This window comes from Xenorhabdus sp. KK7.4 (assembly GCF_963876465.1).
GTDB lineage: Bacteria > Pseudomonadota > Gammaproteobacteria > Enterobacterales > Enterobacteriaceae > Xenorhabdus > Xenorhabdus stockiae.
The window spans coordinates 33227-46935 of the sequence record NZ_CAWNQF010000089.1; the positions used below are offsets into that span (position 1 = coordinate 33227).

Here is a 13709-nt window from a genome sequence, read left to right on the forward strand (position 1 = left end):
TGATGTCAGTTGCTTGTTCTTTTTTACTACTGGGTATAATCGCCTCCACACACAGTGTCAGTAGGAACTCACAATATAACTGACATATTTTTAATTCATTCAGTGAACAGGGATTCTTCCAATGCAACTCATTATGAGCCTGATAGGGATGGTAGTGCTGATTTTTATCGCAGTACTTTTCTCGAGTAATTATAAAGCTATTAAAATCCGCACTGTCCTTGGTGCCTTCTTGATTCAGGTTATTGTTGGTGCATTTGTACTTTATGTACCAGCAGGTAAAGACATTCTGGGTGGAATGTCAAAAGGTGTTTCCAATGTAATTGGATATGGTCAGCAGGGAATGGATTTCATTTTTGGCGGGCTGGTATCCAACAAAATGTTTGAGCTGTTCGGCGGCGGCGGTTTTGTCTTTGCCCTGCGCGTTCTGCCAGTCATCGTTTTCTTCTCTTCTCTGATTGCCGTTTTGTATTACATTGGTGTTATGCAGCTAATCATCAAAATTTTGGGTGGCGGCCTGCAAAAAGTATTGGGAACATCACGTACTGAATCCCTGTCAGCAACAGCGAATATCTTCGTTGGCCAGACTGAAGCGCCTCTGGTTGTTCGTCCTTATATTGCGAGCATGACACAATCCGAACTATTTGCTGTGATGTGTGGTGGTCTGGCATCGGTAGCCGGTTCTGTACTGGCGGGTTATGCATCAATGGGTGTTCCACTGGAATATCTGATTGCAGCGTCATTCATGGCAGCGCCGGGTGGCCTGCTGTTTGCGAAACTGATGGTACCGGAAACTGAAACCACTCACGATAATGTTGATGCTATGTCTCTGGTATCAGCAGAAGATCGCCCTGCAAATATTATTGATGCGGCGGCATCTGGTGCAGCATCCGGTATGCAGCTGGCTCTGAATGTGGGTGCAATGCTGTTGGCATTTATTGCTCTGATTGCTTTACTGAATGGTATTCTGGGTGGCATTGGTGGCTGGTTCAATTACCCACAATTATCTCTGGAACTGCTGTTAGGCTGGGTATTCTCACCAATCGCTTACCTGATTGGTGTACCGTGGAATGAAGCAACAGTTGCTGGTTCTTTCATCGGACAGAAACTGGTCGTTAATGAATTCGTTGCATTTATGAACTTTGGTGAATACCTGAAACCGGATGATGTTGTCCGCGCAGCGGGACTTCAGGTTCTTTCTGAACATACGAAAGCAATTATTTCTTTCGCACTGTGTGGCTTTGCTAACCTTTCTTCTGTTGCTATCTTGCTGGGCGGTTTAGGCGGTATGGCACCAAGCCGTCGTGGTGACATTGCCCGTTTTGGTCTGAAAGCAGTATTGGCTGGTTCACTCTCTAACCTGATGAGTGCCACAATTGCAGGGTTCTTCCTCTCTCTGGCATAATTAGGAAGTCTAACCAGAAAACACAGACTAAATTGAATGCAGGTGAGTTAATCTTACCTGCATTTTATTTTTTCCGGGCTTAATCAATGTGATTTTAATCACGATAAAATGATAATAATTGCAATTTTCATTTGATTAGTGTGATTCTGAGCATGAATTATTACATACTTACATGTTCAAATAATGATGAATCAAGATTTCATTGATTAAGCTAATACCTGCCGGGCAAGACAAGCTGAAAAAATCAAACTAAAGAAAAAGGTGCGGAGAGAAGGAACTCTGTTGTTGCTGCGAGATAGGGCATTGCAACATCTTCAAGGAACCAAGTCCGCTCACCAACATATGAATACATTAATAATTCGAAACAGTTAGCGATTATACACAATGAATTTCAAGATGCATCGCGGCGGAAAGGGAGTAAATCCCCAGGAGCATAGATAACTATGTGACTGGGGTGAGCGAGCGCAGCCAACAAAGAGGCAACTTGAAAGACGAAGTGTATAAATGTTCGGAAGAATATGTGAACTGATTCAGTTACGATAAAAATACCGTTGGAGAGTTTTATGACCGATTTAACCGCAGCTGCTCAGCGTGCGCTGAGCTTGATGGATTTAACTACACTCAATGATGATGATACTGATGAGAAAGTGACAGAACTTTGCCATCAGGCAAACAGTCCGGCAGGGCATACTGCGGCCATCTGTATCTATCCGCGTTTTATTCCCCTCGCTCGTAAGGTATTACGTGAACAGGGAACACCGGATATCCGGATCGCTACTGTTACAAACTTCCCTCATGGCAATGATGATATTGATATCGCGCTGGCAGAAACCCGTGCAGCAATTGCTTATGGTGCAGATGAAGTGGATGTGGTTTTCCCTTATCGCGCATTGATGGCGGGTAACGAACAAATTGGTTTTGATCTGGTTAAAGCCTGTAAAGATGCCTGTGCTGAATCAGGTGTCTGGCTGAAAGTCATTATTGAAACCGGAGAGCTGAAAGACGCTGCGCTGATCCGTAAAGCCTCTGAAATCTCGATTAAAGCGGGTGCTGATTTTATTAAGACATCAACCGGGAAAGTGCCGGTTAATGCGACACTGGAAAGTGCAGAGATCATGCTGAGTGTCATCCGTGATATGGACGTGGGAGAGGCTGTCGGGTTTAAACCGGCGGGGGGCGTTCGCACAGCAGAAGAAGCAGCACAATATCTGGCACTGGCAGGCCGGATCATGGGCGACAAATGGGCAGACTCCCGCCACTTCCGTTTTGGCGCTTCCAGTCTGCTGGGTAGCTTATTGACGGCGCTGGGTCATCAGGGTCAAAAACAAAACAGTAATTATTAACAATAGCGATTATTGAGAGCAGTAGTTATTGGGAATAGAAGTTATTGAATGCAGTAGTTATGAAAACAGTCGTTTAAGATCAATAACAATGCCTTGAATGTTCGTTAAGATAGAGCTGATTCATGACTACTGTTCTTCTCAGACAATGATAATGGGAGGTAGCTTTGTTTTTGGCACAGGAAATTATCCGCAAAAAACGAGATGGTTTTTCACTGAGCGAAGAAGAAATCCGCTTCTTTATTAACGCTGTGCGTGATAATACGGTATCAGAAGGGCAAATTGCTGCTCTGGCGATGGCCATTTATTTCCGGGATATGACGATGGAAGAGCGTATTGCCTTAACATTGGCGGTACGTGATTCTGGTACAGTCCTTGACTGGAAAAAGCTGAATCTGCCCGGCCCGGTCGTGGATAAACACTCGACGGGTGGGGTAGGTGATGTGACATCCCTGATGCTGGGACCGATGGTTGCAGCATGTGGAGGTTATGTTCCGATGATCTCAGGGCGTGGATTAGGTCATACCGGAGGGACGCTGGATAAATTAGAATCCATCCCCGGTTTTGATATTTTCCCCGATGATCACCGATTCCGTGACATTATCCGGGATGTTGGTGTTGCAATTATCGGTCAGACTAAATCACTGGCACCCGCGGATAAACGTTTTTATGCAACACGTGATATTACTGCTACTGTTGATTCTATTCCGCTGATTACCGCTTCTATTCTGGGCAAAAAACTGGCTGAAGGATTAGACGCTTTAGTTATGGATGTGAAAGTCGGTTCTGGCGCATTTATGCCGACTTATGAGCAGTCAGAACAGCTGGCGGAATCGATTGTTGCGGTGGCTAATGGTGCTGGTTGTAAAACAACGGCGCTGTTGACAGATATGAACCAGGTATTAGCATCCAGTGCCGGTAATGCGCTGGAAGTGCGTGAAGCGGTGCAGTTTCTGACAGGAGAATACCGCAATCCCCGGTTATTTGAAGTGACGATGGCATTATCTGCTGAAATGTTGGTATCGGGTAAACTGGCAGAAGATCGTGATGCTGCATATCGTCAATTACAGGCAGTACTCGATAATGGTAAGGCTGCGGAAATATTCGGGCGTATGGTGGCAGCCCAGAAAGGGCCTGCTGATTTTATTGAAAACTATGACCGTTATTTACCGACAGCTTCTTTCAGCAGACCTGTATTTGCTGAAAATAATATAATTAAAAAACAAAGCATTGTAACAGAAATGGATACCCGTGCATTGGGGATGGCAGTCGTTGCATTAGGCGGTGGTCGCCGCAAAGCGACTGATCCGATTAATTACAGTGTGGGGCTGAGTGATATTATTGCGCTTGGCTCAGAAGTAAACACAGATACTCCTCTGATGGTGATTCATGCCAATAATGAAGATGACTGGCATATGGCGGCAGAGGCTGTGCGTGCATCGCTTGTTTTTCAACAGGCACATACTTCGGCAACAGAAGTGGATGCCGGAATGAAAGTCGCCACCCAGATGGTTTATCGTCGTATTGGTGGATAATTCAACAGAAGTATTGAATAGATTTTAACAGCTGGCAGTTCCCGCATTGATAGCGTGAATTGACACAGGAGAAAATTATGAAACGTACATTCATCATGGTCTTGGATTCCTTTGGTATCGGTGCGAGTGCAGATGCAGAAAGATTTGGTGACAAAGGGTCTAACACTTTAGGGCATATTGCAGAACAGTGCGCTCGTGGTGAAGCTGATATCGGTCGTCAGGGATTGTTGAAGTTACCGAATCTGAGCCGTTTGGGACTGGGAAAAGCAACGGAAGAATCCAGTGGAACCTTCCCGGTTGGTTTGGATAAAGATGCCGAAATTATCGGTGCCTATGGTTATGCGAGTGAACTTTCTTCTGGTAAAGACACACCATCAGGTCATTGGGAAATTGCCGGTGTTCCGGTTTTATTCGACTGGGGTTATTTTCACGAATTAGAAAACAGCTTCCCACAGGAATTATTGGATAAACTGGTTGAACGTGCCAACCTGCCGGGTTATCTGGGTAACTGCCACTCTTCCGGTACTGTTATTCTGGATAAGCTGGGAGAAGAGCACATGAAAACGGGTAAACCGATTTTCTATACCTCAGCGGATTCCGTTTTCCAGATTGCTTGTCATGAAGAAACATTCGGTCTGGATAAACTATATGAATTATGTGAAATCGCCCGTGAAGAGCTCACTGATGGCGGTTATAACATCGGCCGTGTAATTGCCCGTCCGTTTGTCGGCGATAAAGCAGGTAACTTCCAGCGCACCGGTAATCGCCATGATTTGGCTGTTGAGCCGCCAGCGCCAACTGTACTGAAAAAACTGGTTGATGAGAAACAGGGTGAAGTGGTTTCCATTGGTAAAATTGCTGATATTTACGCGAATGTCGGTATCACTAAAAAAGTGAAAGCGACGGGAATTGATGCGCTGTTTGATGCTTCATTGGTAGAGATGGAGCAGGCCGGTGACAATACGATTGTATTCACCAACTTTGTTGATTTTGACTCATCTTACGGTCATCGCCGTGATGTAGCCGGTTATGCTGCTGCGCTGGAACTGTTTGATCGCCGTTTGCCGGAAATGCTGAAGATGGTGAAAGAAGATGACATTCTGATCCTGACGGCTGACCACGGTTGTGATCCAACCTGGCCGGGTACGGATCATACCCGTGAGCATATACCTGTACTGGTTTATGGGCCAAAGGTAAAACCGGGCTCATTAGGGCATCGTGAAACCTTTGCTGACATTGGTCAGACAGTGGCGAAATATTTCGACCTGACACCAATGGATTACGGCAAAGTGATGTTCTGATTTTCCGGGGGAGCCGTTGGCTTCCCCGATCGCTAATATTTTTTTACTACCCATACCCTATGGATTTTGAGCGGCATCGCGGCGGCAAGTGAGTGAATCTCCGGAGCATAGGTAGCTATGTGACCGGGAGGAGCGAGCACAGCCACCAAAAAGGCAGCCCGAAAGACAACGGGTATAATAAAAACAAGGAATAGATTTATGGCCACCCCACATATTAATGCTGAGATGGGCGATTTTGCTGATGTTGTTTTAATGCCAGGCGATCCACTGCGTGCAAAATACATTGCAGAAACTTTTCTGGAAGATGTGCGTCAGGTTAACGATGTGCGCGGTATGCTCGGCTTCACTGGTACTTATAAAGGCCGTCGCATTTCAGTTATGGGGCACGGTATGGGCATTCCATCCTGTTCCATTTATGCCAAAGAATTGATTACCGAATTTGGTGTCAAAAAGATTATCCGTATTGGCTCCTGTGGTGCCGTAAGCGAAGATGTTAAAATTCGTGACGTAGTGATTGGTATGGGTGCTTGTACTGACTCTAAAGTCAACCGTCTGCGTTTTAAAGATCATGATTTTGCAGCAATCGCTGACTTTGATTTGATCCGTAATGCGGTTGATGCAGCTAAAGCGAAAAATATCAATGCGCGCGTTGGTAACATTTTCTCCGCGGATCTGTTCTATACTCCAGACCCACAAATGTTCGATGTCATGGAAAAATACGGCATTTTGGGCGTTGAAATGGAAGCGGCTGGCATTTACGGTGTTGCGGCTGAATTTGGTGCAAAAGCACTGGCAATTTGTACTGTTTCTGACCATATTCGTACAGGTGAACAGACTACTGCTGAAGAGCGTCAGACTACTTTCAATGACATGATTGAAATCGCTCTTGAATCTATTTTGTTAGGTGACAATTAAAAATAATGTAATTTAATTACTTTATTAAAATAAAAGCCCTTCTCTATAATGAGAAGGGCTTTTTTATTATCCAGTATAATATGTTTTTTAGATGGTTTTATTAAGAATTAATCTCATTTATTTGTTTGTCTGTTTTCATTTTATCAATCGCTGATTTTATTATGAAAATAATAAATGAATATTTTTAACAAAAAACACCCATTCAACTAAAGTAATAATTTAATATTATAATTAGCGTGTTAATTTTCTAAAATAGATGAATATTTTGCTTATATTTTGTCTTCTCCTTTTGTTTTGATATTAAAATCTGATTTTTATCATTATCTTAGTTTAATTGAGTATTTTTTTATTTTAAAAAAGACAAAATCGCTCAATAAAGACGCGCAAACTAAGATTCTAAACTATTCGTCTTTGTGAGATGCAATTCAGGAAAATAATCTAAATTTACATGTTTATCAGTAAAATATATTGCTGTCTATGCGTGGTTTTTGGTAAAAACTCATATCCGATACGCAGTTAGGGATCATTGCCAGTTTTATCCGCTGAAATTTGACTTAGGGTGCTTTGTATAGAATCATAATATCGATTTCATTTAGTTGAACAGTTAAGCAGTCTGTCAAAAAACTAAATAGCAATTATCCTAAGAGCCAGAAATTAATTTCTGGGTTTAGGACATTCCCTGAATATAAATCCCTACTTTTTAATTAAAAGGTATAAATTCGATTATGAAACTGAATAAATTGGCAATGGTTTTAGGTCTTGGTGTCGCTTTAACTGCAGGCGCTGCAAATGCAGGTGGAAGTGATGACAACATGAATGATCGTGGTTTTGTTCACTTCAAAGGTTCTATTATTAATCCGACTTGTTCAATTAAAAACTCTCATATTGATGTTGATTTTGGCGAAGTTCGGACTTCTAAGTTTAAGTCCAACAAAGATGGTCAATCCGAACGTATACCTTTTGATATTATTTTAGACAAATGTTCTGATATCACAGGAAAGAAAATTTCCACAACGTTCACAGGCGATACGGTTGATGCTAATGGCGATCTTTTAGCTATTAAAGGTAAAGCTAAAGGTGTAGGCATCCAAATTGGCGACTTAAATGACGGTGAGAACGGAAGACTGATTCGTTTCGGCACTCCTACAACTGGTGTAGATGCAGTTGATAACCGCCTGCGTTTCGATGCAAACCTGAAAGTTATTCCTGGTCAGACTGTAACAACAGGTGACTTCTATGCATTCGCATACTTTACTATGAACTACCTGTAATAGTGAAAACTAAAGGCTAGTTTTTAATTGCTGAATGTCAGGAAGCCCATGTCATTTTGATTTTTTATTTGGGTTTCCTGGCATAACTATTGAGCCTATTTCAAACATGCACTGTGTTTAATAACGGTGTTTAAAACTGATAAGAAAGCGATTTAAGTGGCTTGAGAATTGAACAGCTTCTTTAGAGTTAATTGAAGTTGATGTTTTCTCAGTTACCTATATTCGGAAAATCACACATTCTGCCATACATACGGATTTGGCACTATCAGGCAGTAATTAAATTCAAATTGAATTATTAACGATTCATTGCTTAGAGGATGTTATGGCTTGGTTTATAGCTTCTATGAATCATGATTTTTCGTCTGTTAATAAAGAAACACGCAGTAATAGAAAAAGAATATTTAATAAAAACCACGTGCTTAATAAACAAAGAATAGCTAATAAAATAAATACAAAACCTCTGACGCCCGGTATTAAGCTACTTTCTGCCCTGATACTATTTTCTCTGTCCGGTATCCAGTTTGCTTATTCTAAGCCCATTGAATTCAATACTGATGCGCTGGATATTAATGAACGCTCCAATATTGATTTGGAGAAGTTTTCCCGTGCAGGTTATATCATGCCGGGGAACTATATGATGGCAGTTCGGGTGAATCAGTCTGAATTGCAGGATATGTATCCTATTGACTTTCTCGTGCCGGATAATGATCCGAAAGGCAGTGAAGCCTGTATTTCCCCCGAATTAGTGAAAAGAATCGGCCTGCAATCAAAATGGGCCGATAAATTAGTCTGGCAGAATAATGAAAAATGCCTTGATCTGAATAGCCTGCCGGGGACCTTGGTTAAAGGGGATTTAGCCACTTATACCCTGTATTTAGTTGTTCCTAAAATCTATCTGGAATATGAATCACCGAATTGGGACCCTCCTTCCCGCTGGGATGAAGGTGTACCCGGATTGTTATTTGATTACAACCTTTATGCACAGGCAACTAAACCAGATCATGGTAATGCTCGCCAGCAAATCAGCGCAAATGGTACGACAGGTATTAATGCCGGCGCGTGGCGCTTCCGTGCAAACTGGCAGAGCAGATACGATCACACTAATACCGGGAAGAACGGTTCGGATGATACAAATCGCTCCAGTTCCAGAAAACGCAGTTGGGACTGGACCCGTTACTACGCGTATCGCGCACTTCCCACTATGGAAGCTAAGCTGACACTGGGAGAGAGTTACCTTAATTCCAATATTTTCGATAGCTTCCGTTATACCGGGATTAGTCTGGTAACAGATGAAAATATGCTACCGCCTAATTTACGCGGCTATGCCGCTGAGGTTACAGGTGTAGCGAGAACTAATGCCAAAGTCACTATCAGCCAGATGGGAAGGGTGCTGTATGAAACTCAGGTTTCCGCAGGCCCATTCCGTATTCAGGATCTCAGTGATGCCGTAGCAGGGACACTGGATGTTAGAATTGAAGAGCAGGATGGTGGAGTCCAGCAATTTCAGGTCAATACGGCAACCGTTCCTTTCCTAACGCGCCCCGGACGTGTGCAGTACAAATTTATTGGCGGACAATCCACGAATGAAAAGCATCGTCGTGAAGGGCCGGCTTTTGGTTTGGGAGAATTTTCCTGGGGGATCAATAACGGCTGGTCATTGTATGGCGGGCTTTTGGCTGCGGGTGACTATGACGCCTTATCGCTGGGGATAGGACGTGATTTGCTGATGTTTGGGGCATTAGCGTTTGATGTAACAGGTTCAAGAGCAAAATTGCCGGGTGAGAACAAAACGTTGACGGGGGGATCTTATCGCCTCAGTTACTCGAAGCGTTTTGAAGAATACAACAGTCAGCTGACATTTGCCGGATATCGCTTCTCTGAACGTGATTTCATGAGCATGGGGCAATATATTGACCGTCGTTACCGTTCCCGAAATATATCCACTGATAGTGGAAAAGAACTATATACCGTTAATTTAAATAAACAATTTAATGAATTAGGGTTCAGCACCACTTTCAGCTATAGCCACCAGACCTACTGGAATAAGCCAACGAATAACCGCTATGACCTCTCTTTATCCAAACATCTGGATATAGCACGTTATAAAGGTATCTACGTCAATTTATCCGCTTATCGTAACAATTTTGACAATAAAAAAGATGATGGTCTGTATCTGAGTCTTTCCATTCCCTGGGGAGAAACAGGCACTGTCAGCTATAACGGATTAGTCAATCGTCAGGGTAATGGTCATACCGTCGGTTATTTCAATCGAATTGATGATCGTAATAACTATCGCATTTCAACAGGTGTGAATACTCGTGGAAGGCCAACAGTAGACGGTTATTACACCCATTATGGTGATGAAGCATTGGTGACCGCCAGCGCCAGCCATCAATCCGATAGTAATACTAGCGCGACTCTGGGTTTACAGGGTGGGATCACTGCAACGGGTAAAGGAGTCGCTTTACACCGTACAAATATAGCTGGTGCAACCCGCCTGATGGTAGATACCGAAGGTGTTCGGAATGTGCCAGTCCAGACATACGGCTCTTCAATTCATTCCAATTACTTTGGCAAAGCTGTACTGGCTGATGTGAACAGCTATCACCGTAATACCGCAAATATTGACTTGGATAAATTGCCAGATGACGTGGAAGCAATGCGTTCGGTTCAGCTGGCGACATTAACCGAAGGTGCCATTGGATATCGTAAATTCCAGGTGATATCCGGGATTAAAGCCATGACAGTGATCCGTTTGCCTAATGGTTCGTTCCCGCCTTTTGGTGCATCTGTTATGAACGCCAGCCAACGGGAAATTGGCATGGTGAGTGATGATGGCTATGCCTATCTGAGTGGAATGAAAAAGGGTGAGAAATTGCAGATTCATTGGGATGGACATGCTCAGTGTGAGGTGACTGTACCAGATGATATCTCATCAGAGTATTCAACCGCATTTTTGCTGCCTTGCCAGTTTTTAAATGTAAATGATAAGTAAAAAGTAATAAAAAAAACCACAGAATAGGTTTTTTATGAAGTATTACATTAATTTTTAATGCGGTAATGCCGATATTAATTGATCGCAGTAATACAAATATACGTTTTTAAAGCATGAGCTAATGACACTATGAAACTGAAAAAAATTCTAATGATAGCTGCCGTGACGGTAACAAGTTTAATGTCAGTGCATCAGGCAACGGCGGCGATAGCATTAGATCGTACCCGGGCTATTTTTAATGGGAATGAAAAATCTGTCAGCTTGAATATTGAGAATCAACACCCTGATTTGCCTTATTTAGCACAGGCATGGATTGAAGATGAGCAGGGAAATAAAATCAACAGCCCACTTGTTGTTGTTCCGCCTGTTCAGCGTATTGAAGCCGGGATGAAGAGTCAGATTAAGATTCAGACTCTACCCGCGATAGCGCAATTACCTCTGGATAGAGAAAGCCTGTTCTATTTCAACGTCCGTGAAATTCCACCACGCAGTGAAAAATCAAATGTTCTGCAACTCGCGATACAGACGAAAATTAAATTGTTCTACCGCCCGGAAGCAGTTATCGCACGTCGTGTGGATCTGGAAAATCCGTGGCAGGAAAAACTGACCTTAACCCGTCAGGGAAACCAGTATGTGCTGAATAACCCAACGCCATATTACGTCACGATTGCAGAAGGCCAGAGTCAAGTTAAAGGCAAGCCGGTCGAGGGCTTTAAGCCATTCATGCTGGCACCTAAAAGCAGTGAAACACTGGGCGGAACAGCCAGCGCTTTCGGTAGTAGCCCTATCTTGACTTATGTCAATGACTATGGCGGACACCCGCAGTTAGCTTTTAGTTGTAGTGGCAATAACTGTACGGTGACAAAGATTCTCGATGAAGAGGGCTGATTAGATTTGGTGAATCACAAAACAGACTTCACCCAATCATAATGAATTTTAGGATAAAGAATAATGAATTCGTTAAATATAAAGTTCTCTGACTGTGCGCGGAAATTATTAGTACTGCCGGCCTTATTCCTGTTGGGAATGAGCAGCCTGCAAGGTGCTTATGCGCAAGATAACCTTCGTCAAAATGTCAGAATTACGATGACTGTACTGGCGCCTTCCTGTGTGATTAAACCGGAAGATAAAGCGATGGAAGTGGATTTTGGCAGCATTACCAGCCGGGATCTTTATTTATATCAGCGCACACCAAGCCAGCCATTCCGTCTGCATTTGGAAGAGTGTGACCCTAAAGTCGCGCAGAAAGTGAATATCAAATTTGTCGGGCAAGAGAGCAAAGAGCAGCCGGGATTATTGGCGTTCAGTCACGGCAGCAATGCTTCTGGTGCGGCTATTGGTATGGAAAAACTGGATGGTACACCACTTCCTTTTAATAAAACGGCTCAGTTCTCACTTGCTGGCACGAACAGTAGTCATGTCATTCCGTTTCAGGCCTATGTCAAAGCCGATCCTAACGCACTTTTGCAAAACAAAATTGGTGTCGGAGAGTTCAATGCGATGGCAACTTTTGAGCTTAGTTATGAATAGCTACGCCAGCCTTTTGAGTGGCTTCCATGATATTCGGGCCAGGCTTGGGGCTATTTAGGGAAATAAATTATGCGTCATATTACAAAATCATTAATGAAGTTTTCTGCATCATTATTTTTCTTAACTGCTTCATATTCTTATGGTGGAGCTTATGTTATGCCCGTGAATACCACTACATCGGGTAAACAAACCATTACGACAATGGAGCTGATTGAATGGACGGAAGAAGAGGGAATTGAGAACCCTTGTTATAACAAGCCGCAATGTTATGTTGGCCCGGATGTCCAGTATAACAATGGTAAACAGCCGGGTATGTATGGCTCTTGTATTGATGCAAAGGTCTGTTTGACTGACGCCCATAAATACCGGACAACCGCAGATGTCATGCGGGCTTATAAAAGTCAGCTTGGAATTCCTAAACGGGTCACATTCCCGATTATTACTGCGAATGCACAGTGTGTCGGTTTGTTTTATACCAACCAGATATCATCAGGTTATGGTACAGCACAAAAATTTCCTAATTCAACCTGCAATAAATTACCGCCTGCAAACCAGAGTTGTGAACTTATTGTTCCCGTTGAAATTGCTTATGGTGAATTAAAAGCCTCAGAAGTTAATAACGCAACCCGTTCTATTAATGGCCAGTTTAGCTGTGCACTTTATAGCAACAAAATAATGTTGCAGGTTAAGTCTATTAATAACGAACCCAAAGTTTATCTCGATGCTAATAAACAAATTTATTCAGCATTACAGATTGATGGAAAGAATGCAGCAGATGGAGTGAATGTCACTGCTGAGGGAAAATATATACCTTCCACTTTCACTCTGACTTCAACACTGCACACATTAATACAACCGAAAGCCGGTAAATATGAAGGTACAGCAGTTGTCTTACTAACCTATTTATAATGAGGATAAAGATACTATGCGAGTCAGTATGCTGGTAGGTAAACGGATCCAAATGAAGCGAAAAGAGCTTGGGATAACAGCAGCAGAGCTGGCGGACAGAATCGGCGTCAGTCACCAGCAGTTATCACGTTATGAACGGGGAACGAATCGAATTAGTCTGGAACATTTGGTTGTTGTCTCTATTACTCTGAAAACACCTGCAAGCTGGTTTCTGGAAGATTGTTTTATTAAACCCGCTCCTCAAATGAAAAACCAACATACCTGTGTGGCTGAAACAATATTAGATTTATATTGAATAAAAAGTATTAATTAGAAAGACAGTTATTAATTTTTATAAAAGCCATCTCAAAAAAGGATGGCTTTTTCTTTATTAGAACACTCATAGATAGACTGAATCTTCAGGCTATGTAGATATGAATTCCATTAGCCCGTTACAAAAAATTAATTGATTATTGTATTTTGAAAACAAAATTAATTTTATTTATCGTCATTTTGTTGTTCAATTGTAATT

General features: G+C 42.6%; 11 protein-coding genes. All 11 read left to right on the forward strand.

Going from position 1 to position 13709, the window contains the following annotated elements; all coding sequences use genetic code 11:
• Positions 1-133 precede the first annotated feature (133 nt).
• The 11 genes from AACS90_RS15670 (at position 134) to AACS90_RS15720 (ending at position 13493) form a co-directional block, all read left to right on the forward strand.
• Positions 134-1402 (forward strand): NupC/NupG family nucleoside CNT transporter, encoded by a 1269-nt coding sequence (locus tag AACS90_RS15670; protein WP_193756871.1) that lies wholly within the window; start codon positions 134-136, stop codon positions 1400-1402.
• A gap of 563 nt (positions 1403-1965) precedes the next feature.
• The gene (gene deoC, locus AACS90_RS15675; RefSeq protein WP_099120647.1) at positions 1966-2745 is read left to right on the forward strand and encodes a deoxyribose-phosphate aldolase; all 780 of its coding nucleotides are present in this window, start codon (positions 1966-1968) and stop codon (positions 2743-2745) included.
• Positions 2746-2909: 164 nt separating this feature from the next.
• Entirely contained in the window at positions 2910-4277 is a 1368-nt protein-coding gene (gene deoA, locus AACS90_RS15680) for a thymidine phosphorylase (RefSeq protein ID WP_099120648.1), read from the forward strand.
• 77 nt (positions 4278-4354) lie between these two features.
• Complete coding sequence (deoB, locus tag AACS90_RS15685) at positions 4355-5578, forward strand: phosphopentomutase (protein WP_099120649.1); 1224 nt, start codon at positions 4355-4357, stop codon at positions 5576-5578.
• A gap of 198 nt (positions 5579-5776) precedes the next feature.
• Positions 5777-6493, forward strand: a complete 717-nt coding sequence (gene deoD, locus AACS90_RS15690) for a purine-nucleoside phosphorylase (protein ID WP_099108838.1) — start codon at positions 5777-5779, stop codon at positions 6491-6493.
• Between the two features lie 725 nt (positions 6494-7218).
• Positions 7219-7764 carry a fimbrial protein gene (locus AACS90_RS15695; RefSeq protein WP_099120650.1) on the forward strand — a complete coding sequence of 182 codons (546 nt, stop codon included), beginning with the start codon at positions 7219-7221 and terminating at the stop codon, positions 7762-7764.
• Positions 7765-8086: 322 nt separating this feature from the next.
• Positions 8087-10759 carry an outer membrane usher protein gene (locus AACS90_RS15700; RefSeq protein ID WP_241538182.1) on the forward strand — a complete coding sequence of 891 codons (2673 nt, stop codon included), beginning with the start codon at positions 8087-8089 and terminating at the stop codon, positions 10757-10759.
• 129 nt (positions 10760-10888) lie between these two features.
• Positions 10889-11647 (forward strand): fimbria/pilus periplasmic chaperone, encoded by a 759-nt coding sequence (locus tag AACS90_RS15705; RefSeq protein ID WP_099120652.1) that lies wholly within the window; start codon positions 10889-10891, stop codon positions 11645-11647.
• A 63-nt stretch (positions 11648-11710) separates the two neighbouring features.
• Positions 11711-12289 carry a fimbrial protein gene (locus AACS90_RS15710; RefSeq protein ID WP_099108834.1) on the forward strand — a complete coding sequence of 193 codons (579 nt, stop codon included), beginning with the start codon at positions 11711-11713 and terminating at the stop codon, positions 12287-12289.
• Positions 12290-12358: 69 nt separating this feature from the next.
• Positions 12359-13198 (forward strand): MrpH family fimbial adhesin, encoded by an 840-nt coding sequence (locus AACS90_RS15715; RefSeq protein WP_099108833.1) that lies wholly within the window; start codon positions 12359-12361, stop codon positions 13196-13198.
• A 16-nt stretch (positions 13199-13214) separates the two neighbouring features.
• Positions 13215-13493 (forward strand): helix-turn-helix domain-containing protein, encoded by a 279-nt coding sequence (locus AACS90_RS15720; protein WP_099108832.1) that lies wholly within the window; start codon positions 13215-13217, stop codon positions 13491-13493.
• Positions 13494-13709: the final 216 nt, after the last annotated feature.